This is a genomic window from Aeromicrobium terrae, assembly GCF_008039565.1.
Taxonomy (GTDB): Bacteria; Actinomycetota; Actinomycetes; order Propionibacteriales; family Nocardioidaceae; genus Aeromicrobium; species Aeromicrobium terrae.
In genome coordinates, this window is record NZ_VDUX01000004.1 from 1 (window position 1) to 16,369 (window position 16,369).

Sequence of the window (16,369 nt, forward strand, 5' to 3'; positions counted from 1 at the left end):
CTGAACGTGGAGCCGCTTGTCGGAATCGAACCGACGACCTTGTCATGACGAGGAGCACGGTTGATACCGGCCAGAACCTTCGTCCCCTGAACGTGGAGCCGCTTGTCGGAATCGAACCGACGACCTTGTCATGACGAGGAGCACGGTTGATACCGGCCAGAACCTTCGTCCCCTGAACGTGGAGCCGCTTGTCGGAATCGAACCGACGACCTTTTCATTACGAGTGAAACGCTCTACCGACTGAGCTAAAGCGGCAAGGTCCGCCGGGGGTCGCCCGCCGAACCTCGACGAGTCTACCTAGCGGGATCCGCTCGATCGAAATCGGGCTGACGTGGTCTCGATACACGCCCAGCTCGCTGGCGCTCGCGGGCGCACTCGACCACCGGACCACCGGTGATCGAGTGCCGCCGAGGAACGAGGCGGCGTATCGAGATCACCATCGGAGGACGCAGCGCGGAGTACTCGACCACCGTGGTGGCTCTAGAATCGGCGACTGTGGAGCCCACCGAGCAGACCCTGGCCGAGCTGGAGGACATGCGCGCGAGCATCGACAACATCGATGCCGCGCTCGTTCACATGCTGGCCGAGCGCTTCAAGTGCACCAAGCGGGTGGGGAAGCTCAAGGCCGAGCACCACCTGCCGCCGGCCGACCCGGAGCGGGAGTCACGGCAGATCGCGCGGCTGCGGTCCCTGGCAGCCGAGGCCGACCTCGATCCCGCCTTCGCGGAGAAGTTCCTGACCTTCATCATCGACGAGGTCATCCGGCACCACGAGGCCATCCGCGGCTGAACGCGCACACGACATCGGAGGACCCCATGGCCATCACTGACGACGTACTCGCCGAGATCGACGACGACACCCTCTCCACGATCGCCGACCGGCTCGGCATCGACCAGGCCCAGGCACGTGCCGTCGTCGCGGACGCGGTCCCCGCGCTGGTCGGCGGCCTCGGCAACAACGTCCAGAGCGAGGACGGCGCCGCCTCCCTGGCGCGAGCCTTGGGCGACCATGCCGACGCCCAACCGCTCAGCAACCTCGACGACCTCGTCGGAGGCCTGCTGGGCGGCGGCATCCTGAAGCACGTCTTCGGCGACAAGGTGCCCGACGTGTCGGACGCCATCGGCAGCAAGAACGGCACGAGCGGCGTCGACGCGCAGAGGATCCTCGCCGTCGTCGCCCCGATCGTCATGGCCATCCTCGCCAAGAAGCTCGGCGGTCAGGCCGGCGGCGGCGCGGCCCAGCAGCAGCCGGACCTCGGCTCGATCCTCGGATCGATCCTGGGTGGTCGCTAGCCGCTAGGCCTTGCAGACCGTGCCGTCCTTGGGGACCTTCCCACTGACCAGGTAAGCGTCGACCTTCTCGTTGATGCACTCGTTGCCGGCGGCGTAGGCGGTGTGGCCGTCGCCCTCCCGCGTGACGAGCACGCCGGTCTTCAGCTGCGCGGTGAGCGCCTTGGCCCACTCGTACGGGGTGGCCGGGTCGCGCGTGGTGCCCAGCACCAGGATCGGCTCCGACCCCGACGCGTCGATGGGGATCTGCGGGTGCGTCGGCTTGATCGGCCAGGACGCGCAGCCGAGCACGCCCCACGCCAGCGCCTTGCCGAACACCGGCGAGACCTTCTCGAACCGCGGGATGCTGGCCTTGACCTCCGCGACGGTGCTGTGGTCCTCGGTGTCGAGACAGCTGACGGCGTAGATGGACTCGCCGATGTTGCTGGCGAAGTGGCCGTCGCTGCCGCGCTGGAAGTAGGCGTCGGCGAGCTTGAGGAACAGCGAGCCGTTGCGCTGCAGGCCGAGCTGCAGCGCCTGGGTCAGCACGGGCCAGGTCTTCTTGTCGTAGAGCGTGACGGCGACGCCGTAGAACATCAGGCCCTCGGTGAGCTTGCGGTCCTCGCCGGTGCGCAGCGGGCTGGCGTCGGCCGACGCGAGCAGGTCGCTGAGGCGCTGCAGCGCGACGTCGGGGTCGCGGCCGAGCGGGCACGAGCTCTTCTGCACGCAGTCCTCGACGTAGGCCCGGATCGCGCGGCCGAACCCGGTGGCCTGGCCGAGGGCGCCGTCCTCCGCGCTGAGCGACGGGTCGACCGCACCGTCGAGCACCATCCGGCCGACCTTCTCCGGGAACAGCGTCGCGTAGGTGGCGCCGAGCTGGGTGCCGTAGGACGCACCGAACCAGTCGAACGTCGTGCTGCCCATCAGCGCCCGGACGACGTCGAGGTCGCGCGCGGCCTCCTCGGTGGACACGTGGGCGGCGAGCTCGCCGTCCTTGCGCTCGCACGCCTTGCCGAGCTCGGTGTAGTCGCTGCGGAACGCCTCGATCTCGGCGGCGTCGTCGGGCGTGGGGTCGCTCGCGGCGAAGTCGTCGAACCGACGGTCGCCGAAGCACTTCAGGGGGTCGCTCGCCCCGACGCCGCGCGGGTCGACGCCGACGATGTCGTACTCGTCGAGCACCGCGTCGGGGAGCTGGCCGTGCAGGTAGTCGGCGAACGTGGTGGCGACGCCGCCGGGGCCGCCCGGGTTGACGAACAGGTAGCGGCCGCCCTTGCCCTCGGCCGGGATGTCCTTGACCCGCACGGTGGTGGTCTCGCCCTCGGGCTTGTCGTAGTCAATCGGCACCTTCACGTCGGCGCACCGTCCGTCGCCGCAGTCGGACCACTTCACCGTCTGCGTGTAGAACGGCCGCAGCCCGTCCGGACCGGTCTCGCCGGTGGCCTTCGGCAGCGCGGCCTCGTCGTCACCGCTCACGAGCGCGTAGGAGACGAGGCCGGCACCGACGAGGACGACGGCGAGGAGGAGCGCGATCAGCGCAGGGCGACGGGTCACGGCAGGAATCCGATCATCATGCGTTCGAGGGCCAGCTGAGCAGCGGCGTTGGCGTCCAACGCCTCACGACACTCGACGATCGCATCGATGCGTCGGAGGGTCGACTCGGGCGTCCACATCCGGGCGGCGGTCTCGACGTCGGACGCGACGTCGGCGTTGACCAGCGGCGCTCCCGACGCGCACTGCACGGCGACGACGTCGCGGCAGAACGCGAGCAGGTCGAGCAGCACGCCGTCGATGCCGTCGCGGGCCAGGCGGGTGCGGCGGCGCTTCTGGTCGCGCTCGAGCCGCGAGGCCTCGCCGGCGTACCCGGCGGGACGGCGGCCACGCTCCTCCACGCCCCACGAGGCACGGAGGTCGGACGTCTCCCGCTCGTCGGCGACGTCCGCGATGGCGGCAGCGCGGGCCGTGGCCTCCTCGTTGATGGCCTGCGCGGCGGCCAGGCAGTCGCCGAGGCTGCGGATGCCGAGCGGTATGGCCAGGATCGCGCGGCGGCGCTCGCGGGCCTCGGGGTCGCGGGCCAGCCCACGGGCTCGGCCGATGTGCCCCTGCGACGCGGCGGCCGCGGCGTGCGCGAGCTCGGGCTCGATGCCGTCGCGGGAGACCAGCAGCCCGGCGATGGCGTCGGTGGGCGGCGTGCGGAGCAGGACCGGACGGCAGCGGGACCGCACGGTGATCATGACGTCCTCGACGGCCGGGGCGCAGAGCATCCAGACCGTGTGGGACGCCGGCTCCTCGATGGCCTTGAGCAGCGCGTTGGCCGCCTGGTCGGTGAGCCGGTCGGCGTCCTCGACGATGAGCACCTGCCAGCGCCCGAGCGCCGGCCGGAGCGCGGCCTTGCGGACGTACTCGCGGGCGGTGTCGATGCCGATGGTCAGGCCGTCAGTGCGGATGACCGCGATGTCAGGGTGGCTGCCGGACCGGGCCGTGGTGCAGGAGTGGCACTCGCCGCAGCCGCCGTTCTCGCACTGCAGCGCGGCGGCGAAGGCACGCGCCGCGTTGGAGCGCCCGGAGCCGGGCGGACCCGTGAACAGCCAGGCGTGCGTCAGGTGTGCCGGGTCCGCGAGCGCCGCCTGCAGGGTCTCGACGACGGGCTCCTGACCGACGAGCTCGGTCCAGACGCTCACTGTGCCTGGCCCAGCCACGGCTCGACGGCGGCGAGGATGCGCTCCGCCTGCTCGTCGGGCTGCTCGTCGCCGGGCACCACGAGGTAGTGCTGGGCGTCCTCGGCGGCCAGCGCGAGGAAGTGCTCGCGGACGCGCTGGTGGAACGCGAGCGGCTCGGCCTCGATGCGGTCGTGGTCGCCGGCGCGACTGAGCCCCGTGCGCGGGTCGACGTCGAGGACGACGGTCAGGTGCGGCCGGAGGTCGGACGTGGCCCAGCGCAGGACCTGCTCGAGCTCCTGCGCGTCGATGGACCGTCCCGCCCCCTGGTACGCCAGCGCGGAGTCGACGTACCGATCCGTGATCACGACGGAGCCGGCGGCGAGGGCCGGCAGCACCACCGTGTCGACGTGCTCGGCCTTGTCGGCCGCGTAGATGAGTGCCTCGGTGCGTGCCGACACCTCCCCGGTGGCGTGGTCGAGGACGATGCGCCGCAGGGCGGTGCCGACGTCGGTGCCGCCCGGCTCGCGGGTGAGCACGACGTCGTGGCCGCGGTCGCGCAGCGTGCGCGCCAGCCGCTCGGCCTGGGTGGACTTGCCACCGCCCTCACCACCTTCGAGGGCGATGAACACCCCGCGTTCGGTGAAGAGCGGCTCCATGGCAAGGGAGCCTAATGGGCGGCTCCCACCCGCTCGGGGGGAGCCGCCACTCCTCAGGCGCTGAGCTTCTCGTCCAGCTGCCGCGGGGCAGACCCGCGGCCGATCTGGATCCGGCGCGGCTTGGCCTGCTCGGCGACGGGGATGCGGACGGTCAGGACCCCGTCGGTGTACTCGGCGTCGAGCGCGTCGACGTCGAGGGTGTCGCCCAGGAACATCTGGCGGCTGAACGTGCCGAACGCACGCTCGCCGACGATGCGCTCGGCACCGTCGATCTCCGGACGCCGGCGGTCGGCGTGGACGGTGAGGACGTTGCGCTCGACGGTCAGGTCGATGCTCTCCGGGTCGATGCCCGGGAGCTCGAGCTCGATGACGAACGTGTCGTCGAGGCGGTAGGCGTCCATCGGCATGACGGCCGGGCGCTCGGTGGTGCCGAACACGGCATCGGCCAACCGGTCGAGGTCGCGGAACGGATCAGTGCGCATCAACATCTCACAGCCTCCTGTCGGTCGTGCTCGGTCTCCCGAGCAAATCTATGCTGAGTGGTTGAGATTATATGAACCATGTGTCAGGCTTTCAAGCATGGATCTCGACCCGAGGCAAGGACTGTTCGGCATCTCGGTGGCCGCCGAGCTGACCGGCGTCAACGCCCAGATGCTGCGGACGTACGAGGCTCGCGGCCTGATCGATCCCCACCGGACCGAGGGCGGGACGCGTCGCTACAGCCAGCACGACATCGCCCGCGTCGACCGGATCACCAGCCTGCTCGCCGACGGCCTGAACATCGCCGGGATCGCGCAGGTGCTCGCGCTCGAGGCGGAGGTCGCCCGGCTGCAGGAGCGGCTCGACCAGCACGGGTGAGTGCACCGTACCCTCCCGGACCGGCATGATCGCCCCATGCGAACTTCACGACTGGAGGCGTTCAGCGACGGCGTCCTCGCCATCATCATCACGATCATGGTGCTGGAGCTGGAGGTGCCGCACGGGGAGACCTTCGCGGACCTCCGCGAGGCCACCGGCATCGGCCTGCTGACGTACGTGCTGAGCTTCGTCTACATCGGCATCTACTGGAACAACCACCACCACATGTTCCAGCTGGTCGACCGGATCAGCGCCGGCGTGCTGTGGGCCAACCTCCACCTGCTGTTCTGGCTCTCGCTCTACCCGTTCACGACGGCCTGGATGGACGAGTCCGACCTCGCCCGGGTGCCCACGACCGTGTACGGCATCAACCTGATCGCCGCCGCCATCGCGTACTACGTGCTCCAGCTGCGGATCTTCGCCGCGGAGGGACCCGACGGGCCGCTGCGCCGAGCCGTCGGTCGCGACCTCAAGGGCAAGCTCTCCCCCGTCATCTACCTCTGCGGCATCGTCGCGGCGGCCAGCGGGAGCGAGGAGCGCGAGTGGACCTCGTGGCTCGCGGTGGGCTTCTTCGCCGTCGTGGCGATCCTGTGGCTGATCCCCGACCAGCGGATCGAGCGGACCATCCGGGAGGCCGAGGCCACCGGCTGACGTCGGCATGGTTGGTTTACCAGGTTCAGTGGGCAAGTTCGCACATCTCAAGGCAAATTTGCCGTAAGGAGTGCTGGTTTCCCTACTGAACCTGGTAAACCACCCACCCGTTGAGCCGCTCAGGACTTCTTGGCCGCGGCCTTCTTGGTCGTCTTCTTCGCCGTCTTCTTGGCCGCCGCCTTCTTGCGGCCGCCCTTCTTGGCCGGGCCCTTGGCGCGGCGCTCGGAGAGCAGCTCCTGCGCGCGCTCGGCGGTGATGTTCTCCAGCGAGTCCTCCTTGCGGAGGGTGGCGTTGTACTCGCCGTCGGTGACGTACATGCCGAAGCGGCCGTCCTTGACGACGATCGGCTTGCCGCTGACCGGGTCGTCGCCGAGCTCCTTGAGCGGCGCGGCCGCGGCCCGACGGCCGTAGGTCTTGGGCTGCGCGTAGATGGCGCGGGCCTGCTCCTCGGTGAGCGTGAGCAGCTGCTCCTCGGTCTCCAGCGAGCGCGAGTCGCTGCCCTTCTTCAGGTACGGGCCGTAGCGGCCGTTCTGCGCGGTGATCTCGACGCCGTCGACGTCGGTGCCGACGACCCGCGGCAGCGTGAGCAGCTTGACGGCGTCGTCGATGCCGATGGAGTCCAGGCTCATCGTCTTGAACAGGCTCGCCGTGCGCGGCTTGGCCGACTTCGGCGCGTCCGCCGGCAGCGCCTCGGTGACGTAGGGACCGAAGCGGCCGTTCTTGGCCACCAGCTCCAGGCCCGTCTCCGGGTGGGTGCCGAGGCTCTTCTCCTGGCCGGCCGGGTTGGCCAGCAGCTCCTTGGCCTTCTCGAGCGTGAGCTCGTCGGGCGGGAGGTCCTCGGGGACGTTGGCGCGGGTGGGGACGTCGACGCCGCCGTCGCCCGGCAGCATCGGCGGGCCCTCGACGTACGGCCCGTACCGGCCGACGCGCAGGTTGATGTCGTCGCCGATCGGGAACGTCGCGAGCCCGCGGGCGTCGATCTCCGGCAGGTTGTCGACGAGCCGCTTGAGTCCGGTGTCGTGCTCGCCCTCGCCGGTCCAGAAGCTCTGCAGGACGGCGACGCGGTCCTCGCGGCCGCCGGCCACCTCGTCGAGGACGTCCTCGAGCTCGGCGGTGAAGCTGTAGTCGACGAGACGGGAGAAGTGCTGCTCCAGCAGGCGCACGACGCTGAAAGCGATCCATGCCGGCACCAGCGCCGTGCCCTTCTTGTACACGTAGCCGCGGTTCTGGATGGTGCCGATGATCGAGGCGTAGGTGGACGGGCGCCCGATCTCCCGGTCCTCCAGCTCCTTGATCAGGCTGGCCTCGGTGTAGCGGGCCGGCGGCTTGGTGGAGTGCTCGGCCGACCCGAGCTCGGCGGCGGTGACCGTGTCGCCCTCGGCGACGTTCGGCAGCTTGGTCTGCTGGTCGTCGTTCTGCGCGTCGGGGTCGTCGCCGGACTCCACGTAGGCCTTGAGGAAGCCGTAGAACGTGATGGTGCGGCCGGACGCGGCGAACACGGCGTCCTGCCCGGTGGTGGCGTGGGCGCCGATGCGGATCGAGACGCTGTTGCCCTTGGCGTCGGTCATCTGCGATGCGACGGTGCGCTTCCAGACCAGCTCGTAGAGCTTGCCCTCGTCGCCGGACAGGCCGACCTGTTGCGGCGTGCGGAACGACTCGCCCGCCGGGCGGATGGCCTCGTGCGCCTCCTGGGCGTTCTTGACCTTGCCGGCGTAGGTGCGCGGCGCGTCCGGCAGGTACTCCGCGCCGTACAGCTCGCGCACCTGGGCGCGGGCCGCGGTGAGCGCGGTCTGCGACAGCGTCGTGGAGTCCGTCCTCATATAGGTGATGTAGCCGCCCTCGTACAGCCGCTGGGCGACCTGCATCGTGCGCGCGGCGCCCCAGCCGAACTTGCGGGACGCCTCCTGCTGCATCGTCGTGGTGCGGAACGGTGCGTACGGACGGCGCGTGTACGGCTTCGACTCGACCGAGCGGATCGTGAAGGTCTGGTCGTTCAGCGCGGTGGCCAGCGCCCCCGCGGCCTCGGCGTCGAGGTGCACGACGTCGGTGGACTTCAAGAGCCCGTCGTCGCCGAAGCTCGACCCGGTGGCGACGCGCTTGCCGTCCACGGAGTGCAACTTGGCCGGGAACTGGCGCGGGTCCGCGCCCTCGCCGGCGTCGAAGGTGGCCTCGAGGTCCCAGTAGGCGGCGACCTTGAACGCCATGCGGGCCCGCTCGCGCTCGACGACGAGGCGGGTGGCGACCGACTGGACTCGACCGGCCGACAGACCGCTCATCACCTTCTTCCAGAGCACCGGGCTGACCTCGTAGCCGTAGAGACGGTCGAGGATGCGGCGGGTCTCCTGCGCGTCGACGAGGTCCATGTCGATGTCGCGCGGGTTGGCGATGGCGCGCTGGATGGCCTCGCGGGTGATCTCGTTGAAGACGATGCGCCGCACCGGGACGGTGGGCTTCAGCTCGTCGAACAGGTGCCACGCGATGGCCTCGCCCTCGCGGTCCTCATCCGTGGCCAGGACGAGCTCGTCGGCCTCCTTGAGCAGCTTCTTCAGCTTCGTGATCTGCGACTTCTTGTCCGCGGAGACCACGTAGACCGGCTCGAAGGAGTTCTCGATGTCGACGCCGAGGCGGGCCCACGGCTCGCCCTTGAACTTGGCCGGCACCTCGTCCGCACCCCGCGGGAGGTCGCGGATGTGACCGACGCTGGAGTCCACGACGTAGCCGTCGCCGAGGTAGCCCGCGATGCTGCGGACCTTGTTCGGTGACTCGACGATGACGAGCGTGGTCAACGGCTGCGCCTCTTTCCTGGGGTAGGTCGGCCCATACGGTAGCCCGTCCTGTCAAGGGACCGACGCGAAGGGGCGCACCACGGACGGATCCGCGGTGCGCCCCTCGTGCGCGTCTCGGGTCAGGCCGTGGCCGGAGCCGGGGCCTCCTCCTGGACGTCGCCGATCGCGATCGGACGACGCTTGGAGACGTAGACGGCGATGATGATGACCACCACGGCCACTGCGGCGATCGAGTACCGCACCCACGCGTTCTCGTCCTCGCCGTAGGCGAACTTGATGATGACCGGCACCGCGAGCAGCGAGACCAGGTTCATCACCTTGAGCAGCGGGTTGATGGCCGGGCCGGCGGTGTCCTTGAACGGGTCGCCGACGGTGTCGCCGATGATCGTGGCCTCGTGGGCCTCCGATCCCTTGCCACCGTGGTTGCCGTCCTCCACCAGCTTCTTGGCGTTGTCCCACGCACCACCGGAGTTGGCGAGGAACACGGCCATCAGCACGCCGGTGCCGATGGCGCCGGCCAGGTACGCACCCAGCGGGCCGATGCCGAGGCCGAAGCCCACCGCGATCGGCGCGAAGATCGCCAGGATGCCCGGCGTCGCCAGCTCACGCAGCGAGTCGCGCGTGCAGATGTCGACGACCTTGCCGTACTCCGGGCGGCCGGTGCCGTCCATGATCCCCGGGATCTCCTTGAACTGGCGGCGCACCTCGAACACGACCGCACCCGCGGCGCGACCGACGGCGTTGATCGCCAGGCCGGAGAACAGGAACACGACGGCCGCACCGATGATCAGGCCGACGAGGTTCGACGGATCGGCGACGTTGAGGATGCCGCTGAACGCGTAGGTCTCGCCCACCTTGATGTCGGCGGCGCTGCCGGCGTCCAGACCGGAGTCCTGGATCGCGTCGCTGATGGCGTCGCTGAACGAGCCGAACAGCGCGGTGGCGGCCAGCACGGCGGTCGCGATCGCGATGCCCTTGGTGATGGCCTTGGTGGTGTTGCCCACCGCGTCGAGCTCGGTGAGGATCTGCGCACCCTTCTCGTCGACGTCGCCGGACATCTCCGCGATGCCCTGGGCGTTGTCGCTGACCGGGCCGAAGGTGTCCATCGCGACGATGACGCCGACGGTGGTCAGCAGGCCGCAACCCGCGAGCGCCACGCAGAACAGCGCGACCGTGACCGAGCCGGAGCCCAGCAGGAACGCGCCGAACACGGCCGCACCGATCGTGATGGCGGTGTAGACGGCCGACTCGAAGCCGACCGACAGGCCGGACAGGATGACCGTGGCCGGGCCGGTGAGGGCCGTCTTGCCGACGTCCTTGACCGGACGCGTCTCCGTGCCGGTGAAGTAGCCGGTGAGCGCCAGGATGATCGCGGCGAGCGCGATGCCGATGAGCACCGCGATAATCGCGATGACGCGCGGCGAGGTCTCCTGGCCGAACAGCTCGAGGCCGGGCTCGCCCTGGCCGGTGGCCTGGGACAGCGTGGCGATCAGGCCGCTCGGGTCGATGCCCTTGAGGTCGTCGAAGCTCGACGGCAGGTAGAACCAGGCGAACACCGCCGTGCCGACGGCCGAGATGAGGGCCGACAGGTAGAAGGAGCGGTTGATCGTGGTGAGGCCGCCCTCGCCCGCACGGGGGCGGGTGATGTAGACGCCGATGATCGCGGTGATGGCGCCGATGGCCGGGACCACGAGCGGGAACACGAGGCCCTTCTCGCCGAAGGCGACGGAGCCGAGGATCAGCGCCGCGACGATCGTGACGGCGAACGACTCGAACAGGTCGGCCGCCATGCCGGCGCAGTCGCCGACGTTGTCACCGACGTTGTCGGCGATCGTGGCCGCGTTGCGCGGGTCGTCCTCGGGGATGTTCTGCTCGACCTTGCCCACGAGGTCGGCGCCGACGTCGGCCGCCTTCGTGAAGATGCCGCCGCCGACACGCATGAACATGGCGAGCAGCGCGGCGCCGAAGCCGAAGCCCTCGAGCACGGCGGGGGCGTCGGCCTGGTAGATCAGCACGACGGCCGAGGCACCGGCCAGGCCGAGGCCGACCGTCATCATGCCGACGTGGCCGCCGGTGCGGAACGCGATCTTCATGGCCGGGTCGCGACCCTCGGTCTGCGCGGCCGCGGCGACGCGGACGTTGGCCCGCGTGGCGAGCCACATGCCGAGGTAGCCGATGGCGGCCGAGAACGCCGCGCCGACCAGGAAGAAGATCGACCGGCCCCACTGGACCTTGTCGTCATCCGGGATGAACCAGATCAGGACGGCGATCGGCAGGACGAACAGACCCAGCGTCCGGAACTGTCGGCCGAGGTACGCCGCTGCGCCCTCCTGGACCGCCTGGCCGATCTGCTGCATCTTCTCGGTGCCTTCGCTGGCCCTGAGGACCTCGGCACGGAAGACCGCCGCCAGGATGAGTGCGAGGACCGCGACGCCTGCGACGACGGCCACGAGGATCGTGTTGTCGTCGTTCAGGTCGAGGTTCTCGGCAGCCGCAACGTACGTCGCGTGAACCATGAATTTCCTCCACGAATGAGGCAAGACTTACCGGGACGTAACGTAACGGCCCACTGTGACGGGCACGACACCGGGTAGGTCAGCGGTGCGACTGGACGGCCGCCTCGACCGTGGCGTGCAGGCCGAAGACCTTGTCGAGCCCGGTGATCTCGAAGATCTTGAGGATCCGCTCGTGGGTGCAGACGATGTCGAGCGAGCCGCCGTCGGCGCGGACGCGCTTGAGGGCACCCACCAGCACCCCGAGGCCGGTGGAGTCGAGGAACTCGACCTGCTCGACGTCGACGATGAGGCGGCGGTGGCCTGCGTCGATGGCCGAGACGATGGACTCGCGCAGGCGCGGCGCCGTGTACACGTCGATCTCGCCGCCGACCGCGATGATCTCGAACGGTTCGGCGGTGCGCGTGCTCAGCGTCAGCTCCATGGCGCCCTTCCTGTCTGAAGAATTGAACCACGCGGGGCGCTCCCGCGCGTCCCGTCGGGAGCGTCTGGGAGACTCGCCGCGTGGATCCGGCGGACCTCCTCACCCGCTACGGCGACCGCGTCACCCACGTGCAGCGCGTGCCGGCCCGGGACGCCGTCGTCGAGCCGTGGCCGGACTGGGTCGACCCGCGGGTCCGGGCGGTGTTCGAGGGCCCTTCGGGCGGCGGCGTCACGGAGCTGTGGGCCCACCAGGCGGAGGGTCTGCGGCTGGTGCGCGACGGCCGGCACGTCGTGATCTCCACGGGCACGGCGTCCGGCAAGTCGCTCGTGTTCCAGGTCCCCGCGCTCGACGCCCTCGCGGCCGGTCGCGCGGGCAGCGGGCTGCACGGCCACCGCGCCCCCACTGTTCTGTACTTGGCGCCCACCAAGGCGCTCGCCGCGGACCAGCTGCGCCGGCTCGCCCCCGCCGCGTCGCTGGCGCGCGCGGCCACCGTCGACGGCGACAACAGCCGCGAGGAGCGGGCGTGGGCGCGCGACCACGCCGACTACGTGCTCACCAACCCCGACACGCTGCACCACTCGATGCTGCCGGGCCACGACCGCTGGACCCGGCTGCTCGGTGGCCTGCGGTACGTCGTGGTCGACGAGTGCCACCACTACCGCGGGGTGTTCGGCGCGCACGTGGCGCACGTGCTCCGTCGGCTGCGACGGGTGTGCGCCCACTACGGGGCCGACCCGGTCTTCGTCCTGTCGTCGGCCACGGTCGCGGAGCCGGCCGCGTTCGCGTCGCGGCTCACCGGGCTCGACGTCGCGGCGGTCACCGACGACGCGTCGCCGCACGCGGCCCGCACGATCGCGCTCTGGGAGCCGCCGCTGGTCGGGGCGGCGCACTCCTCGCAGGCGCCGACGCGACGGCCCGCCACCACCGAGGCGGCCGAGATCCTCACCGACCTCGTCGTCGCCGGCACCCGCACCCTGGTGTTCGTGCGGTCGCGGCGGGGAGCGGAGTCCGTGTCGGCCGGAGCACAACGACGACTCGACGAGGTGGACCCGTCGCTCAAGGGCAGCGTGGCCACCTACCGCGGCGGCTACCTCCCCGAGGAGCGTCGCGAGCTGGAGCAGCGCCTGCGCGACGGGTCGCTGCTCGGGCTGGCCAGCACCAACGCGCTGGAGCTGGGCATCGACGTCGCCGGGCTGGACGCCGTGGTCAGCGTCGGCTTCCCCGGCACCCGGGCGGCGCTGCAGCAGCAGCTGGGCCGGGCCGGTCGCGCCGGCCAGGAGTCGCTCGGCGTGCTGGTGGCCCGCGACGATCCGCTCGACACCTATCTCGTGCACCACCCCGAGGCCCTGCTCGGCGCGCCCGTGGAGGCGTCGGTGTTCGACCCGGACAACCCGTACGTCCTCGGCCCGCACCTCGCCGCGGCCGCGCACGAGCTGCCGCTGACCGAGACCGACCTCGAGCTGTTCGGCCCGCGCGCCGCGGAGGGCGTGGCCGCCCTGGAGGAGGCCGGCTGGCTGCGCCGCCGGGCAGCGGGCTGGTACTGGACCCGGCGCGACCGCGCGTCCGACCTCGCCGACCTCCGCTCGAGCGGCGGGTCACCGGTGCAGATCGTCGACTCCGGCACCGGACGGCTGATCGGCACGGTGGACGCGGGCTCGGCGGACGCCACGGTCCACGACGGCGCGGTGTACGTGCACCAGGGCGAGGTGCACGTCGTGCAGGAGTACGACGTCGAGGACGGCGTGGCGGTCGTGCGCCCGGACGACCCCGGCTACACCACCATGGCGCGGTCCACCACGGAGATCACCGTCGTCGAGTCGCAGCGCACCCAGCGCTGGGGTGCTGCCGCCATCCACCTCGGCACGGTGGACGTGGTGAACCAGGTCGTGTCGTACAGCCGGCGGACGCCGCAGGGCACCACGCTCGGCGAGGACCCGCTCGACCTTCCGGCGCGCACGCTCCGCACCACCGCGGTGTGGTGGACGCTCGAGCCAGGGGCCGTCGTCGACGCACTCGCCCCGGTCGACGTGCCCGGTTCGGCGCACGCGGCCGAGCACGCGGCCATCGGGCTGCTGCCGCTCCTGGCCACCTGCGACCGCTGGGACATCGGCGGGGTGTCCACCGCGATCCACGCCGACACGGGCACGCTGACCGTCTTCGTCTACGACGGCTATCCGGGCGGTGCCGGCTTCGCCGAGCGCGGCTACGAGGTCGCCGCCCGCTGGCTCCGCGTCACGCGCGACGCGATCGAGGCGTGCGAGTGCCCGTCCGGGTGCCCCTCGTGCATCCAGTCACCCAAGTGCGGCAACGGCAACGAACCGCTCGACAAGGCCGGCGCGGTGCTGCTGCTGGACGCCCTTCTCGAGGGTGCTCCGATGCCCTCTGCAACGGCACCGTGACGTGCGTCGCACGCCCTTGATACCAGCGAAAATCTGGGAGTAGCGTCCAATTTCGACACCGTGCATGTCACCGCGGCGCTCGGGGGGTTGAGCGAAAGGTGCCAACCGCATGTCACTCCCGACGATCCTTCGCAGCCACCGCCTCGCTTGGGGAGCAGCCCTGTCGGCCGCTCTCGTCGCCGCGGGCCTCGGCGCAGCCACCTCCCCCAGCTCGGCAGCCGGCTTGCTGCCCACCACCACGACGCTGACCACGAGCGCCAACCCGGGGCCGTCCGGCGGCTCCGTCCAGCTCACCGCGACCATCAAGGTGACCGTCGGCCTCTCCCCCGTCACCCCGACCGGCTCGGTGACGTTCACGATCACCCCGCGCAACAGCACCGGCACCCCGGTGACCACGCAGTCGGCGCCGATGACCGGGTGCATCCTGCTGTCGTCCAGCTGCAAGGCCGTCACGACGCTGAACCTGACCGGGGCGCTCTCCAACGGTGCGACCGTCGTCGCGTCCTACGGCGGCGACCTCCTGGCGGGCGCCAGCTCGTCGGCGCCGCTCACGCAGGAGGCCGTCGACACGACCCAGTGCAACGCCGACGCGGCGTGCCAGGACAGCAACACCTCGCCGAGCGGGACCACCGCCATGCAGGTGCTCGTGGCCGACCAGAACGTCAACCAGAACTACCAGATCCACATCGCCTGGTCCCCGAGCGGACTCAGCTGCACCACGCCCGGCGCGGGCGACACCGCGGTCTGGGACGTCACCTACCAGGCGGCGGGCAAGACCGGGGTCTACACGGTCTTCGGCAACACCGCGATCGCCGCGCAGTCCGTGGCGTACCGGATCTGCTACGGCTCCGACCAGCCGTTCCTGACGTACGACGGGACGCCGGCAGCGCTGGTGAGCACCAACCCGGTGACGTACGAGGGCGTGCTCCCGCAGTGCACCACCGAGGGCGAGCCGTACCACGACAACGGCTGGGGTCTCGGCGACCCGTCGCACAACCACGGCAAGGGCAAGCCGCAGCCGCCTGTGTCGACCGTGCCGCCGCCGTGCGTCGTCGGCGCCACGTTCACCGCCGCGAGCGGCAGCACGCCGGCCAAGCTCGCCACCACGATCTCCGCCCCGGCGGGTGATCCGAAGACCACGCACTGATCAACCGCGGTCAACCGGCCGCGGACGTCCGGGGGGAGAGAAAGGAATCCCCCAGAATGACGGTTCAGACGAAGGTCCTCGACATCAGACCCCTGGTGCGGCTCCTCGCCGTGCTCTCCCTCCTCCTGGCGGGCGTGGTGGCACTCGCACCACCGAGCTCCGCCACCGGAGCGCTCCTTCCGAGCAAGACCGTGCTGACCACGGACGCCGCTCCCGCGGTGGCCGGCGGCGACGCCCACCTCACGGCGACCGTCTCGATCCTGAACGTCGGGTTCCGGCCGGTGACGCCGCACGGGACGGTGACGTTCACCCTGACGCCGTCGGTCGGTGACCCGGTCGTCCTCAACGCCACGCTCGGCAACTGCACGTTCTTCCCGCGCCGGTGCACGGCCGTCGTGACGGCGCACCTGACCGACGACCTGATGGACGGCGCCAGCGTGGTGGCGCACTACAACGGTGACCTGGTCGCCAAGCCGAGCACGTCCAACGAGCTATGGCAATCCACCTGGTACCCGGCCCAGTGCAACGCCGACACCTTCTGCGGGCACTACACGTCCTCGGACAGCGGCACCACGGACATCTACATCCAGGTGGACGACCAGGGCGTCGACCAGGACTACCAGATCGAGGCCGGCTTCTCGACCGTCCCGCTCTCGTGCACGAAGGCGGGAGCCGGCGACACCGCGGTCTGGAACGTGACCTATCCCGCGGCGAAGGAGGTCACCTACACGACGTACGGCGCGACCGCGGTGAAGTCCAAGTACACGCCGACGCGCATCTGCTACAGCTCGGACCAGCCGTTCAGGACGAAGTACGGGTCGTGGGCCAAGCAGGTCGCCCCGGGCGCGTACGAGGGTCTGCTGCCGCTGTGCAAGCCCGAGTCTGCCGGGCCGTGCGTGTCCGGAGCGGACTTCTACCCGGCTGGTGGCGACTGCGAGGGCGGATGCCCGGCGCAGCTGAACACCTACATCCGGGCGCCGGAAGGTGACCCGAAGACGACGCACTAGTCG

The 16,369-nt window shown here is 70.7% G+C and carries 14 protein-coding genes and 1 tRNA gene; 7 read left to right on the forward strand and 8 right to left on the reverse strand.

What is annotated here, in order from left to right; all coding sequences use genetic code 11:
• Positions 1-179: 179 nt before the first annotated feature.
• Positions 180-255: transfer RNA gene (locus FHP06_RS09050), tRNA-Thr, on the reverse strand.
• A 261-nt stretch (positions 256-516) separates the two neighbouring features.
• Between FHP06_RS09050 and FHP06_RS09055 the strand changes: the two genes are divergently transcribed.
• Together FHP06_RS09055 and FHP06_RS09060 are read left to right on the forward strand one after the other, a co-directional pair.
• Positions 517-789, forward strand: coding sequence for a chorismate mutase (locus tag FHP06_RS09055; RefSeq protein WP_147686688.1), 273 nt, complete (start codon positions 517-519; stop codon positions 787-789).
• A gap of 26 nt (positions 790-815) precedes the next feature.
• On the forward strand, positions 816-1,292 hold the full coding sequence (locus tag FHP06_RS09060; RefSeq protein WP_147686001.1) for a DUF937 domain-containing protein: 477 nt from the start codon (positions 816-818) through the stop codon (positions 1,290-1,292).
• Between the two features lie 3 nt (positions 1,293-1,295).
• Here FHP06_RS09060 and FHP06_RS09065 read toward each other — a convergent pair whose 3' ends face one another.
• Genes FHP06_RS09065 through FHP06_RS09080 form a run of 4 tightly spaced genes read right to left on the reverse strand, consistent with a single transcriptional unit; the run spans position 1,296 to position 5,063 of the window.
• Entirely contained in the window at positions 1,296-2,819 is a 1,524-nt protein-coding gene (locus FHP06_RS09065; protein WP_187271861.1) for an alpha/beta hydrolase, read from the reverse strand.
• On the reverse strand, positions 2,816-3,946 hold the full coding sequence (locus FHP06_RS09070; RefSeq protein ID WP_147686005.1) for a DNA polymerase III subunit delta': 1,131 nt from the start codon (positions 3,944-3,946) through the stop codon (positions 2,816-2,818). Before FHP06_RS09070 ends, FHP06_RS09065 begins: the two co-directional genes overlap by 4 nt.
• Positions 3,943-4,581 (reverse strand): dTMP kinase, encoded by a 639-nt coding sequence (gene tmk, locus FHP06_RS09075; protein ID WP_147686007.1) that lies wholly within the window; start codon positions 4,579-4,581, stop codon positions 3,943-3,945. Before tmk ends, FHP06_RS09070 begins: the two co-directional genes overlap by 4 nt.
• Before the next feature lie 53 nt (positions 4,582-4,634).
• A complete protein-coding gene (locus FHP06_RS09080; RefSeq protein ID WP_330999618.1) occupies positions 4,635-5,063 on the reverse strand; it encodes an Hsp20/alpha crystallin family protein in 429 nt (142 codons plus the stop codon).
• Between the two features lie 97 nt (positions 5,064-5,160).
• Here FHP06_RS09080 and FHP06_RS09085 point away from each other — a divergent pair, with 97 nt between their 5' ends.
• Both FHP06_RS09085 and FHP06_RS09090 read left to right on the forward strand, forming a co-directional pair.
• Positions 5,161-5,439 (forward strand): MerR family transcriptional regulator, encoded by a 279-nt coding sequence (locus FHP06_RS09085; protein WP_147686011.1) that lies wholly within the window; start codon positions 5,161-5,163, stop codon positions 5,437-5,439.
• Between the two features lie 36 nt (positions 5,440-5,475).
• Positions 5,476-6,090, forward strand: coding sequence for a TMEM175 family protein (locus tag FHP06_RS09090; protein ID WP_147686013.1), 615 nt, complete (start codon positions 5,476-5,478; stop codon positions 6,088-6,090).
• A 119-nt stretch (positions 6,091-6,209) separates the two neighbouring features.
• Here FHP06_RS09090 and topA read toward each other — a convergent pair whose 3' ends face one another.
• The 3 genes from topA to FHP06_RS09105 form a co-directional block, all read right to left on the reverse strand.
• The gene (gene topA / locus FHP06_RS09095) at positions 6,210-8,876 is read right to left on the reverse strand and encodes a type I DNA topoisomerase (RefSeq protein WP_147686015.1); all 2,667 of its coding nucleotides are present in this window, start codon (positions 8,874-8,876) and stop codon (positions 6,210-6,212) included.
• 119 nt (positions 8,877-8,995) lie between these two features.
• Positions 8,996-11,392 carry a sodium-translocating pyrophosphatase gene (locus FHP06_RS09100; protein WP_147686017.1) on the reverse strand — a complete coding sequence of 799 codons (2,397 nt, stop codon included), beginning with the start codon at positions 11,390-11,392 and terminating at the stop codon, positions 8,996-8,998.
• Between the two features lie 79 nt (positions 11,393-11,471).
• Positions 11,472-11,813: an STAS domain-containing protein gene (locus FHP06_RS09105; protein WP_147686019.1), complete on the reverse strand. Its 342-nt coding sequence runs from the start codon at positions 11,811-11,813 to the stop codon at positions 11,472-11,474.
• 80 nt (positions 11,814-11,893) lie between these two features.
• On the opposite strand from FHP06_RS09105, the gene FHP06_RS09110 reads away from it, so the two are divergent.
• The 3 genes from FHP06_RS09110 (at position 11,894) to FHP06_RS09120 (ending at position 16,366) form a co-directional block, all read left to right on the forward strand.
• Entirely contained in the window at positions 11,894-14,212 is a 2,319-nt protein-coding gene (locus FHP06_RS09110; RefSeq protein WP_147686021.1) for a DEAD/DEAH box helicase, read from the forward strand.
• 109 nt (positions 14,213-14,321) lie between these two features.
• Positions 14,322-15,359 (forward strand): hypothetical protein, encoded by a 1,038-nt coding sequence (locus FHP06_RS09115; protein ID WP_147686023.1) that lies wholly within the window; start codon positions 14,322-14,324, stop codon positions 15,357-15,359.
• A gap of 56 nt (positions 15,360-15,415) precedes the next feature.
• Positions 15,416-16,366, forward strand: a complete 951-nt coding sequence (locus tag FHP06_RS09120; protein ID WP_147686025.1) for a hypothetical protein — start codon at positions 15,416-15,418, stop codon at positions 16,364-16,366.
• Positions 16,367-16,369 lie beyond the last annotated feature (3 nt).